Raw genomic sequence first — 15,524 nt, 5'->3', positions numbered from 1 at the left:
CTCCTTTACTTGATGTACCAGCCCCACGGCTGCTCGCTGTCATAGCGGGTGATCTGCTTGGTTTCCAGGTAGTTGCTCAACCCCCACTCCCCCAGCTCGCGCCCGATGCCGCTTTGTTTGTAACCACCCCAGGGGGCTTCGGTAAAGGTCGGTTGCGAGCAATTGATCCAGACAATACCCGCCCGTAGACGACGGGCAACACGCTCGGCCCGCTCCAGATCCCGCGACATCACGGCAGCGGCGAGGCCGAAGCGCGAGTCATTGGCACTGCGCAGCGCTTCAGACTCATCGTCGAAGGGACGAACACACACCACCGGGCCGAAAATTTCTTCTTTCCAGATCCAGCTGTCCTCCGGCACATCGGCAAAGATTGCCGGTGTCAGAAAGTAGCCTTTCTCACAGTTCGCCGGGCGAGTCCCACCGGTGAGCAGCGTTGCGCCCTCCTCTCGCCCGCGTGCGATAGCTTCCAGGACTTTGTCATACTGACCGTGACTGACCAGAGGCCCGAGCAATACACCCTCGTTCATCCCATTGCCGATACTCAGGCTTTGAGTCTGCGCCACCAGACGCTTGAGCAACGGTTCATACAGCTCCCGCTGAACCAGCACCCGGGAGGTTGCCGAACACACCTGGCCCTGATTCCAGAAAATCCCGAACATGATCCACTCGACAGCCGCTTCGATGTCGCTGTCATCGAAGATGATAAAGGGCGACTTGCCGCCCAGTTCCAGACTGATGTTTTTGATATCGCGCGCGGCTGCTTGCATGATCCGGGTGCCGGTCGGAACGCTGCCGGTAAAGGCCAGTTTGTCGATGCCTTGATGTTCGCTCAGCGGCGCGCCGGCCTCCGGGCCCAGGCCGGTCACGACATTGAGCACACCGGCAGGCAAACCCGCCTGATGGGCAATATCGGCCAGTTCGAGGGCGGTCAGTGGCGTCAGCTCCGACGGTTTGAGCACCATGCAGCAACCCGACGCCAACGCCGGCGCCACCTTCCAGGCGGCCATCAACATCGGGAAGTTCCAGGGAATGATGGCCCCCGCGACCCCCATCGGCTCCTTGCGTGCGATCGACGTGAAGCGTTCATCCGCGAGTGAAATGCGCTGTTCACGGTGACCGTCCAGGTCATCCGCCAAATCGGCGTAAAAATCGAAACAGCCCGCCGTATCAGCAATGTCCCAAAGGGCTTCGGGTAATGGTTTGCCGTTGTCACGTACCTCAAGTTCAGCGAGTGTGTCCTGACGTTGGCGAATGCCGGTGGCGATGGCCCGCAGAATCGTCGCACGTTCGGCTCCGCTCATTTGCGGCCACGGGCCTTCATCGAAGGCACGGCGCGCGGCTTTTACCGCCAGGTCGACATCCTCCGCCGTTGCCGCAGCGACTTGAGTGATGACCGACTCAGTGTTGGGGTCGATGGTGTCAAACGTGCCACCTTTCTTCGGGCGAACCCACTGGCCGTCGATATAGAGCTGGTCATAGGATTTCATGCGTGGTCTCCAAAAAGGGCAAAGCGCTTGGCGCTAAAAGGGGTCAAGTCCTGGGCGGGCGTGCGACCGGCGACCATGTCGGCAATGAGTCGCCCGGTCGTCGCGCCCAAGGTCAGGCCGAGCTGGCCGTGGCCGAACGCCAGGAATACGTTCGAAAAACGGCTGCTGCAGTCAATGACGGGTTTGGTGTCGGGAAGAAACGGGCGATAACCGACCCCGTACTCAATGTTGTCCAGTTGCAACTGCGGAAGGATCTTTCGGGCCTTCTCAAGAATGATGTCGGCGCGCTTGAAGTTTGGCTCGGCATTCTGGCTGGCGAACTCGATGGTTCCGCCGATCTGCAAGCCTCGGGTCATAGGACTGAAGCAGAACCCGCCATCGGCATAGATCACCGAATGCCGAACCGCCACCCCTGGTGTCGGCAGCAGCACTTGATAACCCGCGATCCCGGCCAAGGGAATCTGCGCGCCGATCTGCTCGAAAAACCGTCGCGAACCCGTACCTGCGGCAATCACGACATGGTCGGCCGCGTAGCGTTCACCGCTGGTCAAGGTGACGCCACTGGCACGGTCGGCCACTTCATCGAGCTGTTTGACCTGGGCACGTACACGCACGCCGCCCTGGTTGATGAAGCTTTGCGTCAGCGCCTCGATAAAGCCTTTGGTGTCGCTGACCGAGCGCCAGTCCGGAAACAGCAGGCCATGGCTGAATTTACCCGCCAGGGAGGGTTCAAGGTCGGAGATTGCGGCACGATCAAGCACCTCGGACTTGAAGCCCAGCGCCTCGCGTAGCTCCAGATGTGGACGTTCGTGGTTCAGCCCCGAGGGCGAGTCGAACACCTCGATGATCGGCCTTTCCCCCATCAGATGCTTGTCCGGGCAGGCCTCCAGCAAGGGCGCATAGTCCTCGTAGACATGATGCGTGAGGGTCGCCATGTGCTCGGAAATCTCGACGATTTTCGAATGCCTGGCACACGCCAGAAACCGCAGGAACCATGGCAAGATGCCCGGCAACGCGCCGGGTCTTAGCGCCAGAGGGCCTTTCTGGTCGAGCAGCCAACCGGGTATTTTTTTCAGAATGCCGGGCTTGGACAGCGGGATGACTTCGCTGACCGCCATCTGTCCGCAACTCCACTTGGCGGTGCTGTCACCCGCCGCTGCCGGGTCGATCAGCGTCACCGCATAACCTTCTCGTTGCAGATAAAGGGCACAACAGACGCCAACGATTCCCCCGCCGACCACGACGGCCTTTTCACGCAGGACAGCCGCTTGTGCAACAGACTGCAGAGGGGTCATAGGGAATTCTCTTGCGCAGGGGCCGCAGCGGCAAAATCTTCCAGACTGAAGCCATCCCACCAGGGTTGGGTATCGTCGACAATAAACTCCGCGCTTCCTGTGATCCACGCCCGTCCTTCAATGCTGGGGCGAATCGCAGAACGGCCATCTTCCAATTGAAGCTGCTGCGCCACACGCCCCACAAAAAAGCTGCCAATCAGGCTTTCATGGCGATAGGCGCCGTTTTCGCCAAGCCAGCCACGGGCAAATCGCTGAGCGACCCGGGCCGAACTGCCGGTGCCACACGGGGAACGATCGATGAGGCTGTCCCCTGCAATAACCACCGCCCGCCCCTGGGACTCGGCCGACAATGGCGCGCCAGTCCACATACAGTGTTTGACACCTTTGATCGCCGGGTTTTGCGGATGGACCACGTCCAAGGATTGGTTGACCAGATCCTGCATCTGCCGCCCCCAGTCCAGCAGCTGCTGCGGGCTGAAATGTTCACAACCCGGATAATTGGGTTGCACGTCGACAATCGGATAAAAATTGCCTCCGTAAGCAATGTCGACCTTCAACGGACCCAATGGCGCAAAGTCGATGATCAAATCACGGTGCAGCAAGAATGACGGGACATTGGTGAAACACACCGAACTGATCTTTTCACCGCTGCGGGTGTAGGTGGCGTGAATCTGCCCCGCCGGAACATCCACCACCACCGTACCCGCAACCTTCGGTTCGATCAGGCCGGCCTCCAGTGCGAAGGTAATGGAGCCCAAGGTGGCATGCCCGCACATCGGCAGGCAGCCGGAGGTCTCGATGAACAGCAGACTGAAGTCACTGTCCGTCCGCATCGGCGGATAGAAAATCGTGCCCGACATGTGCGAATGGCCGCGAGGTTCGAGCATCAAGGCGCGGCGAATCCAGTCGAACCTGGCCATGAAATGTTCGCGTCGTTCACTCATGGTCGCGCCTTCAAGCTCCGGCGCTCCGGCGACCACCATACGCACGGGCATCCCCTCAGTATGGCCTTCGATGCAGTTGAATACGTGTCGGGTCATCTCATATCACTCCGTAGAGCCGCACCGGTCGGGCGTCGCGACCGATGCGGCAGTCGCCATTAACCCTGAGCCAGTTCGTAAGCTTTGCGGAAGCTGGCTTTTTCTTCGGTGGTCAAGGGTTGCAACGGCATCCGTGCCTTACCGGCGTCGAAGCCTGCCAACTCACAGCCGTACTTGACCTTCTGAATGAACTTGCCGGATTCCATATCCGCCAATACCGGAAACAGCGAACGGACGATGGCCTGGGCGCCCGACAGGTCGCCGCTGCTGTAGCGGGTGTAGAAGTCGCAGACCTGCTGGGTCAAGCAATTAGCCGGGCCGCAGATCCAACTGGTCGCGCCCCACAGGAAGAAGTCCAGTGCCTGGTCGTCGGAGCCGCAGGACAATTGGTAGTGGTCCTTGTAGGTGCCGCCGATTTCGATGGCACGCAGCAGGTTGCCGCTACTTTCCTTGATGGCGATCACGCGCCTGTTGTCCTTGAACGCATCCAGCACGCCAAAGCCGACTTCAACGTTGGTGCGTATCGGGTAGTTATACAAAACCACATTGATATCGGGCGCCGCATCGAGGATGGCCTGATAGTGACCGATCAACTCGTCCTGGGATGGCAGTGCGTAATACGGCGGAGCGATCAGCAGATTGGTGTAGCCCGCGTCACGGGTCTGCTTCACCTGCTCAATGACCTCACGGGTGCAGGAACCGTTGGCACCGGCAATCAGCACACCACGGTCATCCACCACTTCGCGCACCGTGGCCAATACCTGGCGCCGCTCTTCATTGGTCAGTGCGTAGTATTCACCGGTGGAGCCCAGCGGCACGAAGCCTTTGACGCCGGCCTTGAGTTGAAACTCGATAATGTTGGAGAGCATGTCGTAATCGACATTGCCGCTCTTGTCGAAAGGCGTGACCAGGGCAGGCAGGATGCCTTTGAGTTGAGTCATTGAAGACACTCCACTGAGTTGGATGACAGGGTTGGGGTTAGTACGCATAGCGGCGCAGCATCCGCGTCTCGATCACGCTGACCAGACGGGTCAACGGGAACGCGACGAGGAAGTAGATGACAGCCACCGCCGAGAGAAACTCGACCGGGCGGGCTGTGCTGTTGGAGATGTTCTGGCCCACGAACATCAGGTCGGCGATACCCACCGAAGAAATCAGCGCGCTCTCCTTGAACAGCGAAACCACATTGGAGAGCAGCGGAGGAATGCCCCTGAGCAAGGCCTGGGGAAATACAACGAAGATCGTTTTATTCCACGACGCCAGCCCTAATGCGACGCACGCGTCATGCTGTTCGCCGGGAATGGATTTCAGGGCGCCACGGAAGGTCTCGCTGGTGATGGCGGTCATGTACAGGGTCAGGGCCAGCAACACCGAAACGTAAGGTGGAACATCGATGCCGAACACCACCGGGAAGCAGAAGAACACCCAGAACAACTGAATCAACAGCGGCGTGCCGCGAAACAGCTCCACATAAAGCCCGGCAGGTACGCTCAGCCAGCGACTATGGGACGATCGCAACAGGCTCAACAAGAAGCCGAACAAGCTGCCGAGGATGGCGCACCCCACGGTGAACGCCAGGGTCAGGGCCAACCCCTGCAACAAGGCGTGCCAGTAGGAGAACACCACGGTGAAATCAAGATTCATGACAGTCTCCTCAGCGCGCGAGCGCAGCGTCCTGACGACGCTCCAGCCACTGCACCAGCTGGGCGATGGGCAGCGACAGGGCGAAGTAGATGAGTGCGATCAGCGAGTAGGTTTCCAGCGGGCGGTAGGCTTCAGTGGCGATGCTTTTGCCGACATACATCAAATCCCCTACGGCGACGATTGCCACCAGCGCGCTCTGTTGAAGGATCGAGATGCCGTTGGTCATCAGCACCGGTATGGCACTGCGCAGCGCCTGCGGAAGAATCACGTAGAGCGTGCGCTGCCAGGGGCGCAGACCTAATGCAACGCAGGCATCCAGGTGTTCACGCGGTACCGCCTGTACGCCGGCCCGATAGGCTTCGGCGTTGAACGCGGTAAGGTTCAGGCCCAGGGCGAGCACGCCCATGGTGATCGGGTCGATGAACACGTCAAACAGCATCGGCACGCAATAGAAGAACCAGACGATTTGCAGCAGCACCGGCGTGCAGCGAAAGAACTCAATGAACAGCTGTGCCGGCCAGCGCAAGAAAAACCAGCGGCTCAGGGTCAACAGACACAGGCCAAAGCCCAGCACCAGACCGACAATATTCGACACCAGCGCCAGCTGCAGGGTGACTTTCAGGCCATCCCACAACAGACCGAAATTGCCGTTAAGAAAGTTGAAGTCAAATTGATAATTCATGATCGCCGTCCTCAGTCCAGGTGCAGCACTTTTTCCAGAAACTCGCGGGTGCGGGGTTCCTTGGGGTGCGTGAACAACTGATCGGGATGGCCTTGTTCGACCACTTTGCCGTTGGCGCAAAACACCACGCGGGTCGCGATATGACGGGCGAAGTGCATGTCGTGGGTGACGATGATCATCGCCATCTTCTGCTCGGCCAATTGCAGCATGACGTTCTGCACCTCGATGACCATCTCGGGATCGAGCGCGGAGGTGACCTCATCGAACAGCATCAGCTTGGGCTCGAGCATCAGCGCCCGGGCAATTGCCACACGCTGTTTCTGGCCGCCGGATAACTGACTGGGGTAAACATTGAGCTTGCTCTCCAGCCCCAGCCGAGCCAGCAGCTGTCGAGCCTTTTCAGTCGCCTGAGCCCTGGACAGGCCATGCACTTTCATCGGTGCCAGAATCAGGTTGCCCAGTACTGACAGGTGCGGAAACAAGGTGTAATGCTGGAAGACCATGCCCACCTGGGTTTGCAGCGAGCAGTCCATTGGCTTGCCTTTGCCGCGAGCATTGCCATCGATGTAGGGCTTGCCCTGAAAGCGGATGGTGCCGCCCTGAATGCTCTCGAGTCCCATCATCACCCGAAGCAAGGAACTTTTTCCGCTGCCGCTCGGGCCAATGATGACCAAGCGATCATCGGCCCGCATATCCAGATCCAGGTGGTCCATCACCACCAGATTTTCACCATAGGATTTATAGACGTCGCGCAGTTGAATGAACTCACTGCTCTTCGTTTCATAGGCGTGCTGAGTCCGTGGCGGTACCGCCGCTAGATTGGAAGCTTTCATCGAACATTCTCCGAGAGCGCGCAGCCCGCTGCGCGCCCGGCATCGGCGGGGTTTACTGAGGGGTTTTGTCGGCATTGGCGAGTTGCGAGGCTTTGTCGACCAAAGCGTCGATTTCACCGGTCTCGCGCCGCTGGGAGAGATAGATGTTCAGCGTCTGCAAGTCCGCGGCACTGACATCCCGACGGACACCGAACGCGACACCCTGCTTGGCCAGCGCGGGCTTGGGCAGAATTTCCTTCGACCAACCCGGGTTGGCCACGGCAAACAGATGGTTGGTGTCACTGGCATCCACCAGGACATCGGCACGCTTGGACATGACGGCCAGACGCACTTCGTCCATGCCTGGCAGGCGCATGATCTTGCCTTGCTTGACGACCGACGAAATGGCCTTGTCCTGGGCGGTGCCGGACATCACCGCGAAGGTCACGTCCGGCTTGTCGAAGTCGGCGATGGAGTTGCCGACACTCGCCAGCTTCGGGTTGTCCTTGTTGATCAGCAACGAGACTTGGTAGTCAGTCGCCGGCACTGAAAAACTCACAGCCAGCGCGCGTTCCGGGGTCTGGTTCAGGGCCATGGCCATATCCCACTTGCCACCCTGCAGCCCGGCCACGAGGTTGTCCCAGTTGGTGTCGACGAATTCGACTTTCACCTTCAGCACTCTTTCGCCGAAGTCGCGGCACAGATCCACGAAGTAGCCACTGTATTCACCCGAACGGGCATCACGCATGACGTAAGGCGCGGCCACGGCTGCCCCACACTTTAGAACCCCCGCTTTCTGAATGTCTTTCCAGAGTGAAACATCAGCCGCCTGGGCTGGAACCTGAGCGAGCAATGCGCCGATGGCGCCAGCACAAACGAGCATGTTGCGGATGGTGCGAGGAAGAAACTGAGCCATTTTGACCTCTCCGATGATTTCGTTCTTGTAGGCAGGAAGGTACAAATTCAACAACCATGTGCGCTGACTTGTGTGCAGCGCTGTATGCAGACTAGAATTGAACGCAGCACGCTGTCAACACGCGTCGAAAAAAATTTATCAAGAGGATGACCGAGCGGTCGGACGAGCGCTCTGAGGTGGGAAAAGACGTCTGCTGAGACTTATGTCAGAGGGAATGAGCGGGTCCTTGTCGAGGCTCGCTCGCTCCAGGTCTCAGGCAGAAAAATACAGGCTCGCCGATTTCAAATGGCGTGAATCGGCAACTCTGAACTGGACAGAGGTATCAAGGTGATGAGTTCCCAGACGCTTGAAGGCAGTGGGGGAATGTCGATTGAGACGAAGAGCTTGTGCTTAATGCGGAACGGTTTCTCGAATTCCTTCGCCCGATGGCGGCGTCACGAGATCTGCCCGCACCGTGGTCTCATTGACAGGCGCGCTGCAGCAACCCAAAGCCGGAGCGGGGAAAACCATCAGGTCGGAGCTGTTTGGCCAACGATGCGGTGCATCAATGCGTGCCTGGAGCTGGCCGACAAATGCATTGGCTTCTTCCTGGGTGTTGAAGCTCACCGCCAAGGCATCCATGTGCACAACCCAGCCATGGGTTGTCTGTTTCTTTTTGATATCAATGTTCATAGATAACCTCCGTCGAGCGTCGAGAGTCACCCACTGCGCCACCACGCCTGACCCAATCGCCGCGCCAAGGCCGGTATGTCGTGCACTTGAGTTCTGCCCGACTCCAAGCATGTGCTCATGAGGCGGGCGAGTGATTGATATTGGTCAACGATTTGAGAAAAGACAAAGGCACAACTCACCGCACGTCGGACAGCATGCCCCGTCAGCCGCCCTTTTGACAAAGATCAAACCGCCTCCCCCGACCAGCAGCAGGATCCATACAAGGCCCGCTGGCCACCTGCACCGTTGTCAGTGAGCACAAACGATTCTGCAATGATCTACGGGAGATACATCATGTCTGAGCAATCACGTTTAATGCTGGTCGTCTCGCCCCTGATGGAAAGCAGCCCCGCATTCGACCGGGCCGCCGCACTGGCCAAGGCTTCGGGCGCGGCACTGCACATCGTGGCATTCGATTACCTGGAGGGGCTGGCAAACGCCGGCATGGCCAACGAACAAGCGCGGGAGCAGATGCGACTCGGGTATGTCGAGCGCCATCGCCAATGGCTCGAAGACCAGGCCCGACCCCTGCGCAAAATCGGGGTGCCCGTCACCACTGAAGTGGTGTGGGTGGAAAGACCCTTGCAGGAAATCCTCATTCACCTCAGAGAACAGCCCATGACAGCCTTGATCAAGGCGCTGGAGCACGAGTCAACGCTGTCACGCCTGATGTTCACGCCGCTGGATATGCATTTGCTGCGCGAATGCCCAGTGCCGCTGCATTTTGTCAGCCATGTGCGGCACGCCTTGCCGCGCAGAATCGTCGCCGCCGTAGACCCCTTCCACCGGGATGGCCAATACGAAGGTTTCAACGACAGGATTCTGCGCGAGGCCGCAAAACTGGCGAGCACCTGTAACGCCGAACTCGATGTGATCTATGCCCATGACCTTTCATCCATCACTGCGAACGAATTCGGCTTCGACAACGCGGCGATGTTTTTCTCTTCAAGCAAAGCCAAGGAGCTGTACGACGCCCAGGGTGATGCCTTCCGCGAGCTGGCCGAGCGCAACGGTATCCCGCCGGAGCGCCAGCACATGATCATGGGCAACCCGGCCAAGGTATTGTCCAGTTACGCCGATGCCTATGACATCGACATGATTGTCATGGGCCGAGTGGGTCATCGCGGCATCGGCCGGTTGGTCGGCAGTACGGTGGAACACCTGCTGTACAAAATGCCTTGCAGCATTTGGGTGATTTCACCGGAGATACTGACTGACCAGTAGGACACTTCGGGCAGTTGTCCTCTTTCTGATTAAAGTCAAACAGGGTTGGGGCATTCAAGCAGACATTAACGTCAGCAGTCGCCTCATCCTTTTCGGTGAGTGCAGATACTCTCGTTTCGTGGAGGCTCTCATGGCTACGCACCTGCAAGGCACCCAACCGGTCATCCCACAAACTGCCCCGCCCCTTGCAGGCAGTTTGCGCCAGGTGGAACCCAAACGTCTGTCCCTAAGCCTGCTGATTGCCCTGGTGGTCGGTTCGATGATTGGCAGCGGCATTTTCAGCCTGCCGCAGAACATGGCTGCCAGCGCGGGTGCGGGGGCAATCCTGATTGGCTGGCTGATCACCGGCGTGGGCATGCTGTCGCTGGCGCTGGTCTATCAGACTCTCTCCAACCGCCAACCAGCGCTGGACAACGGCGTGTTTGCCTATGCCCGGGCCCTGGGTGGCGAATACCTGAGCTTCAACTCCGCCTGGGGCTACTGGATCAGCGCCTGGATTGGCAACGTCAGCTACCTGGTGATTTTGTTTGCCGCGCTGAGTTACTTCTTCCCCTTGTTTGGTGAAGGTAATAACAAAGCGGCGATTGCCGGGGCGTCTGTGGTGCTGTGGTCGTTGCACTGGATGATCCTCAGGGGGATGCGCACTGCGGCACGGGCCAACGCGCTGACGACGGTGGCCAAGATCGTGCCGCTGCTGTTGTTTATCGGCCTGGTGATCGCGGCGTTCCAGCGTGAAACCTTCAGTGTCGACTTCTGGGGATCACCCGCGCTGGGTAGCACCCTCGATCAAGTCAAAAGCACCATGCTGGTGACCGTGTGGGTGTTTATCGGGATTGAAGGCGCCAACGTGTTTTCCGCCCGCGCCGCGGAACGGGCCAATGTCGGTCGCGCCACAGTCATCGGTTTTGTCATCACCTTGTTGCTGCTGATTGCGGTGTCCCTGTTGTCGCTGGGCATTCTCAAACAACCGGAACTGGCAGCCCTGAAAAACCCTTCGATGGCTGGCGTGCTCCAGGCAGCGACCGGGCCCTGGGGCGCGGTGCTGATCAGCCTCGGCTTGATCATTTCGGTAGGCGGCGCCCTGCTCGCCTGGACGTTGCTGACAGCCGAGTCGGTGTTCACACCGGCCAGGGAAAAGGTCATGCCGGGCGCACTCGCCCTGGAAAATACCCGAGGGGTACCGGCCAATGCACTGTGGATCACCAACGGCTGCATTCAACTGTTCCTGCTGCTGACCTTGTACTCGAGCGCCACTTACCTCGCGCTGATTTCCCTGGCCACGTCGATGATTTTGCTGCCGTACCTGTTCAGCGGTTTGTATGCATTGAAATTAGCCTGGCAAGGCCAGACCTACGCCGACCACCGCGGTCTGCAACTGCGCGACATGGCCATCGCCTCGGTCGCCACGTTGTACTGCCTGTGGCTGCTGTATGCCGCCGGGCCCAAATACATGTTGCTCAGTGCCTTGCTCTACGCCCCCGGTTCGTTGATTTACCTGGGCTCCATGAAGGCGCGCCAGGGACAACCACTCAGCGGTCCCGAGACGGGACTGCTGATCATCATCTGGACGGCAGCGGCCTTCGCCGGCTGGATGCTGTGGTCTGGGACGCTAATCTTGTAAGGGTGAGTGTCGCAAATTCGTTCTGTCCTGGCAGCCCCGCGCAGAGGATGTTCGCCGTCTGCCTTCTACCTGAGAGGAGTACTGAAAATGAGCGATTCCACGAAAAAAATGCCGGTCACTTCCGAAGACAAATCCAGTCGGAATCCGATGGCGACAGACCTTTGGCGGCCACTGGAAAAACTGCGGCAACAGGTCGATCACCTGTTCGAAGACTTCAATCGTGGTTCGGGGCTTTCACCCTTTGGTCGTGGACTGTTCGATGTCGATCCGCTTTGGCGTCGTGAACTGATCGGCCATGGCATACCCGCCGTGGACATCACCGAGAAGGATAAAAGCTTCGAACTTACCGCCGAATTGCCCGGCATGGATCAGAAGGACATTGAGATCAAACTGTCCAACGGCAGCCTGATCATCAAAGGGGAAAAGAACCAGGTCAAGGAAGAAAAAAGCAAGGGCTATCACCTTAGTGAGCGTCACTATGGCTCCTTCGAGCGTGTGTTCAACTTGCCCAAAGGGGTCGATGCCGAGAAGATCGACGCGAGTTTCAGCAAAGGCGTGCTGAGCATCTCGATGCCGAAAAAGCCTGATGCCATGAAAGCGGATAAAGTCGTGCCCATTAAAGGCGAGTGAATCACAGACTGCCCTGCCCCTTGCCGGTAAACCGGCAGGGGGCTTTAGTCATCGTAAAATTCGCCCTCACGTGCGTGCTTATGAGTGCAACCTGCGGTGGTTGCCGGCAGGAAAGCGAGGTGAGGCCGCTTGATAAGCCTCAAAGGAGCTGATACATGCTCAACGATCACCCGCTTCTTTTTGCTCTGCAAGGCAGTGAGCACTATGCAACGCGCGTCGCGCAGTGGCTTGGCTGCCAACTGGCCCTTCATGAAGAACACGACTATGAAGATGGCGAGCACAAATGCCGACCGCTGGAGTCGGTTAACGGCCGCGAGGTCGTGGTGTTCCATTCTTTGTATGGGGATGGCCGGCAGAGCGTAAACGATAAGCTGTGTCGCTTATTGTTTTTTTGCGCTGCACTCAAGGATGCCGGCGCGCGCCATGTGCAGGTCGTAACGCCCTACCTCTGCTATGGTCGCAAGGATCGTCGCAGCCAACCTCAGGATCCAACGATCACTCGCTATCTGGCGGCCATGATTGAAGTCTGTCGCATAGATCGTCTGATTGCCCTGGAGGTTCACAATCCGGCGGCGTTTGACAACGCCTTTCGCATTCCTGCGTGGAACGTGCAGTGCGCAGAATTATTCGCTCAGCATTTCGCCGGGCTGGTCGGCGACGCCGACGTGGTTGCAGTGTCCCCGGATTCCGGTGGTGCCAAACGCGCCGAGCAGTTTCGTCAGGCCCTCGAACGACAACTGGGACGCTCGGTGGGCAGTGCTCTGATGGAAAAGCACCGTGATCACGCTACGCTGACGGGCACCCTCCTGGTTGGTGAAGTATCGGGTAAGACAGCCATTGTTTTCGACGACCTGATCAGTACCGGCGAAACGCTGAAGCGTGCGGGTCTTGCCTGTCAAAAGGCTGGAGCCACCCGGTTGTTCGCAGCGGCCACTCATGGTTTGTTCACTGCTGGCAGTCATCTGTTCGACAAGCCGCTTTTCGAGCACATCGCGATTTCTGACAGCGTGCCTCCGCTTCGCCTGCCCCCCGAGTGTGTGACGCGGCACCTGCACGTACTCGACAGCACGGCCCTGATAGCCACCTTACTGGCTGAAAGTGGAGCATTTGGCACCGTCTGAAATTTCTAGCGCCCATCAAGGTAACGGAACAGTTCCTCCTCCTGATCGAAGTGCAGTCGCACGAGGGTATCCAGACGAATCAACTGATGCTGAATCTCATCAGCAGGTGCCGTTGCGGGGTTGGCACTGAAGTCGCTGCTCATGCGTGCCAGTAAATGGATCAGGCGAAAAATCTCCCGGTGCACGTGGCTCATGGCCGACATCGGATCCTCGCCCGGCATGCTTCGCGTCAGCAGCGGGTACAGTGTGTTTTCATCTTCATGTTCATGCTGCGCCAGTGATGTCTGCAGCTTGTTGACCAGTTCCAGCAAGTCGGCCTGTGCTTGCGCAAGTGGGCGTTGGGCAAAGTCATTGGCCAGTTGGTGCAGATCGCTCAGTACGGTAGACAGTTGCTGGTGTTCATCTTGCAGGCGATCGATATGCTCTGCGGTAAGCTTTCGTTTCCTCAGCGCCCATAACGGTCCCAATGCCCGCAAGGCGTTAATGATGATCACCACGTCGATGCCCTCCTGCACCATGGCGCCAATCAGCGGCGGCAGGTAACCGAGGGCCGCCACTGCCATGGCCAGCAACGACATCCCCATTCCGACCAGCACACCTTGGCGGGCGATGAAGCGGGTTCTCCGGGCAATGTCCAGCGCCTCGACCAGACGATCCAGACGATCCACCAGCAGCACAACACCAGCGGCTTGTGCGGAAGCAGTGGCACCGCCGGCCCCCATGGCCACGCCGACGTTGGCCGCCGCCAGCGCGGGGGCATCGTTGATGCCGTCGCCGACCATCAGTGTGCTGGTGCGCAGGCAACCTTGCTGTACAGCAAGCACTTTTTCCTCAGGGGTCAACCCGGCACGCAGCTCGTCAATTCCGGCAGACAGCGCGATCATCTCCGCAGTTTCCAGGCGATCCCCGGTGAGCATGACGATCCTTTCGATACCTCTGTTACGCAGTCGACGCAGAGTCTGCGGGGTTTCGCGCCGAACGTTGTCGGAGAACACCAGCAGGCCAGCCAGTTCCCCATCCACTTCGATGAAGCTTCCACTGCACGCCAGGTAATCCATGTGGCGCAGCATGGCGGCGGCCCAGTCGGTCGCAGAGGCTTCTTTGTGAGCAAATGACAACGTGCCAAAACGCACCCGCACGCCATCGACTCGCCCACAAAGTCCTGAGCCCGGGCTTTCTTCTACTTCCTGCGGAACACTGAGTGGCAATTGGCGCTGATGCGCTGCTTCAACAATTGCCTGGGAGATCGGGTGCGTCGAGGCTTGTGCCAGCGAAGCTGCCAGACCAAGCAGACGCTGCGGATCGGCCAGTCCGTTGACCTCTATCGACTGCAGACGGGCATGGCCGCTGGTCAGCGTGCCGGTCTTGTCGAGAAACACCTGCTTGACCCCGGCCAGCGCTTCCAGGGTCACGCCGTCCTTGATCAGGATCCCGCGTCGCGCAGCCCTCGAAATGCCAGACATGAAGGAAATCGGTACCGCCAGAATCAAAGGGCAAGGCGTGGCCACCACCAGAACCGCCAGCGCCCGCAAGGGATCTCCACTCAACTGCCAGGCCAATCCGGCAATCAGCAACGTCAGTGGGATGAGGAACAATGCATAGCGGTCGGCAAGACGCACGAAAGGTGCGCGTGAACGGCGTGCCGCCTCGGCCAGCCGCACTATACCGGCATAGGTACTCTGCGCGGCCGTTCGCGTGGCGATCAGCAGGATGGGCGCCCCGACATTGGAAACGCCGCTGGGCAGTTGTTCACCTTCTCGACGGGTGACGGGCAACGACTCACCGCTAAGCGCCGATTCGTCCAGAATAGCCGCGGGACTTAGCAGCCGACCGTCAACCGGTATCACCTCCCCCAGCCGCACCAGCAATGTCTGATGCGGCTGGACCTGCTCAACGGGGATCTCGCGCAAGCCGCCCTCCTCCTGCAACCAGGCAAAACGCGGCGCCCGGTCGATGAGCGCACGAAGCTCACGCTCCGCGCGTTGCCTGGTGAAAAACTCCAGGGTGCGTCCGGTGGCCAGCATCAAGGCAATCACCGCCGCCACCAGTGTCTGCTCAAAGACCAGGGCGGCCGCGATCGACAGCAGCGCGATCAGGTCTACACCGGCCTCGCGCCGGGCCAGGCGCCTGACGATTTCAACGAGCAGTACCGCGGACATCACCAGACTGCCTGCGGCCCAGGACATCGATGCCCACTCAGGCTTTTGCGCAACATACGCAACGCCGCCGGCCAGCAGCGTCAGTGCGGTGAGCAGCAATAGAACGGGGTCCAGCCACTTATTGAGCATCGAAGTGAGTTCCTCAAAAGCGATTTGCATGCTTCGCTGTAAAAACATCTCTC

Annotated in this window: 14 protein-coding genes; 4 read left to right on the top strand and 10 right to left on the bottom strand. The window is 59.0% G+C overall.

Features of this window, described 5'->3' with window-relative positions; all coding sequences use genetic code 11:
• Positions 1-5 precede the first annotated feature (5 nt).
• The 9 genes from ACM6IR_RS14045 to ACM6IR_RS14005 all read right to left on the bottom strand — a co-directional run bounded on the left by ACM6IR_RS14045 (position 6) and on the right by ACM6IR_RS14005 (position 8,548).
• Positions 6-1,487: an aldehyde dehydrogenase family protein gene (locus ACM6IR_RS14045; RefSeq protein ID WP_414908265.1), complete on the bottom strand. Its 1,482-nt coding sequence runs from the start codon at positions 1,485-1,487 to the stop codon at positions 6-8.
• On the bottom strand, positions 1,484-2,782 hold the full coding sequence (locus tag ACM6IR_RS14040) for an NAD(P)/FAD-dependent oxidoreductase (RefSeq protein ID WP_414908264.1): 1,299 nt from the start codon (positions 2,780-2,782) through the stop codon (positions 1,484-1,486). Before ACM6IR_RS14040 ends, ACM6IR_RS14045 begins: the two co-directional genes overlap by 4 nt.
• The gene (locus tag ACM6IR_RS14035) at positions 2,779-3,822 is read right to left on the bottom strand and encodes a 4-hydroxyproline epimerase (RefSeq protein ID WP_414908263.1); all 1,044 of its coding nucleotides are present in this window, start codon (positions 3,820-3,822) and stop codon (positions 2,779-2,781) included. The genes ACM6IR_RS14040 and ACM6IR_RS14035 overlap by 4 nt, the downstream gene beginning before the upstream one ends.
• Before the next feature lie 59 nt (positions 3,823-3,881).
• Positions 3,882-4,763 carry a dihydrodipicolinate synthase family protein gene (locus tag ACM6IR_RS14030; protein WP_414908262.1) on the bottom strand — a complete coding sequence of 294 codons (882 nt, stop codon included), beginning with the start codon at positions 4,761-4,763 and terminating at the stop codon, positions 3,882-3,884.
• Between the two features lie 37 nt (positions 4,764-4,800).
• Entirely contained in the window at positions 4,801-5,466 is a 666-nt protein-coding gene (locus ACM6IR_RS14025) for an amino acid ABC transporter permease (RefSeq protein WP_414908261.1), read from the bottom strand.
• Between the two features lie 10 nt (positions 5,467-5,476).
• Positions 5,477-6,148, bottom strand: coding sequence for an amino acid ABC transporter permease (locus tag ACM6IR_RS14020; RefSeq protein ID WP_414908260.1), 672 nt, complete (start codon positions 6,146-6,148; stop codon positions 5,477-5,479).
• An 11-nt stretch (positions 6,149-6,159) separates the two neighbouring features.
• The gene (locus tag ACM6IR_RS14015; RefSeq protein ID WP_414908259.1) at positions 6,160-6,981 is read right to left on the bottom strand and encodes an amino acid ABC transporter ATP-binding protein; all 822 of its coding nucleotides are present in this window, start codon (positions 6,979-6,981) and stop codon (positions 6,160-6,162) included.
• Between the two features lie 52 nt (positions 6,982-7,033).
• Positions 7,034-7,876, bottom strand: a complete 843-nt coding sequence (locus ACM6IR_RS14010; RefSeq protein ID WP_414908258.1) for a transporter substrate-binding domain-containing protein — start codon at positions 7,874-7,876, stop codon at positions 7,034-7,036.
• 390 nt (positions 7,877-8,266) lie between these two features.
• Positions 8,267-8,548 carry a hypothetical protein gene (locus ACM6IR_RS14005; protein WP_414908257.1) on the bottom strand — a complete coding sequence of 94 codons (282 nt, stop codon included), beginning with the start codon at positions 8,546-8,548 and terminating at the stop codon, positions 8,267-8,269.
• A 333-nt stretch (positions 8,549-8,881) separates the two neighbouring features.
• On the opposite strand from ACM6IR_RS14005, the gene ACM6IR_RS14000 reads away from it, so the two are divergent.
• From ACM6IR_RS14000 to ACM6IR_RS13985, 4 genes are all read left to right on the top strand, one after another.
• Entirely contained in the window at positions 8,882-9,811 is a 930-nt protein-coding gene (locus ACM6IR_RS14000) for a universal stress protein (protein ID WP_414908256.1), read from the top strand.
• A 130-nt stretch (positions 9,812-9,941) separates the two neighbouring features.
• Positions 9,942-11,432, top strand: a complete 1,491-nt coding sequence (gene arcD, locus ACM6IR_RS13995) for an arginine-ornithine antiporter (RefSeq protein WP_414908255.1) — start codon at positions 9,942-9,944, stop codon at positions 11,430-11,432.
• An 87-nt stretch (positions 11,433-11,519) separates the two neighbouring features.
• Positions 11,520-12,062 (top strand): Hsp20/alpha crystallin family protein, encoded by a 543-nt coding sequence (locus tag ACM6IR_RS13990; RefSeq protein ID WP_414908254.1) that lies wholly within the window; start codon positions 11,520-11,522, stop codon positions 12,060-12,062.
• A 155-nt stretch (positions 12,063-12,217) separates the two neighbouring features.
• A complete protein-coding gene (locus ACM6IR_RS13985) occupies positions 12,218-13,183 on the top strand; it encodes a ribose-phosphate diphosphokinase (protein WP_414908253.1) in 966 nt (321 codons plus the stop codon).
• A gap of 5 nt (positions 13,184-13,188) precedes the next feature.
• Here the strand turns inward: ACM6IR_RS13985 and ACM6IR_RS13980 are convergent, their stop codons facing one another.
• Positions 13,189-15,471, bottom strand: coding sequence for a heavy metal translocating P-type ATPase (locus ACM6IR_RS13980; protein WP_414908252.1), 2,283 nt, complete (start codon positions 15,469-15,471; stop codon positions 13,189-13,191).
• Positions 15,472-15,524 lie beyond the last annotated feature (53 nt).

It is taken from the genome of Pseudomonas sp. IT-P253 (assembly GCF_949768125.1).
Lineage (GTDB): Bacteria > Pseudomonadota > Gammaproteobacteria > Pseudomonadales > Pseudomonadaceae > Aquipseudomonas.
The sequence above is the reverse complement of the archived record's forward strand: the minus strand, read 5'-3'. Positions and strand labels throughout refer to the sequence as shown.

What these genes read in the sequence shown, in the direction of transcription:
- ACM6IR_RS14010 (WP_414908258.1), bottom strand. Translation starts at nt 7,876, where the DNA reads ATGGCTCAGTTTCTTCCTCGCACCATCCGCAACATGCTCGTTTGTGCT.
- arcD (WP_414908255.1), top strand. Translation starts at nt 9,942, where the DNA reads ATGGCTACGCACCTGCAAGGCACCCAACCGGTCATCCCACAAACTGCC.
- ACM6IR_RS13990 (WP_414908254.1), top strand. Translation starts at nt 11,520, where the DNA reads ATGAGCGATTCCACGAAAAAAATGCCGGTCACTTCCGAAGACAAATCC.
- ACM6IR_RS14025 (WP_414908261.1), bottom strand. Translation starts at nt 5,466, where the DNA reads ATGAATCTTGATTTCACCGTGGTGTTCTCCTACTGGCACGCCTTGTTG.
- ACM6IR_RS13985 (WP_414908253.1), top strand. Translation starts at nt 12,218, where the DNA reads ATGCTCAACGATCACCCGCTTCTTTTTGCTCTGCAAGGCAGTGAGCAC.
- ACM6IR_RS14000 (WP_414908256.1), top strand. Translation starts at nt 8,882, where the DNA reads ATGTCTGAGCAATCACGTTTAATGCTGGTCGTCTCGCCCCTGATGGAA.
- ACM6IR_RS13980 (WP_414908252.1), bottom strand. Translation starts at nt 15,471, where the DNA reads ATGCTCAATAAGTGGCTGGACCCCGTTCTATTGCTGCTCACCGCACTG.
- ACM6IR_RS14015 (WP_414908259.1), bottom strand. Translation starts at nt 6,981, where the DNA reads ATGAAAGCTTCCAATCTAGCGGCGGTACCGCCACGGACTCAGCACGCC.
- ACM6IR_RS14040 (WP_414908264.1), bottom strand. Translation starts at nt 2,782, where the DNA reads ATGACCCCTCTGCAGTCTGTTGCACAAGCGGCTGTCCTGCGTGAAAAG.
- ACM6IR_RS14030 (WP_414908262.1), bottom strand. Translation starts at nt 4,763, where the DNA reads ATGACTCAACTCAAAGGCATCCTGCCTGCCCTGGTCACGCCTTTCGAC.
- ACM6IR_RS14045 (WP_414908265.1), bottom strand. Translation starts at nt 1,487, where the DNA reads ATGAAATCCTATGACCAGCTCTATATCGACGGCCAGTGGGTTCGCCCG.
- ACM6IR_RS14020 (WP_414908260.1), bottom strand. Translation starts at nt 6,148, where the DNA reads ATGAATTATCAATTTGACTTCAACTTTCTTAACGGCAATTTCGGTCTG.
- ACM6IR_RS14035 (WP_414908263.1), bottom strand. Translation starts at nt 3,822, where the DNA reads ATGACCCGACACGTATTCAACTGCATCGAAGGCCATACTGAGGGGATG.
- ACM6IR_RS14005 (WP_414908257.1), bottom strand. Translation starts at nt 8,548, where the DNA reads ATGAACATTGATATCAAAAAGAAACAGACAACCCATGGCTGGGTTGTG.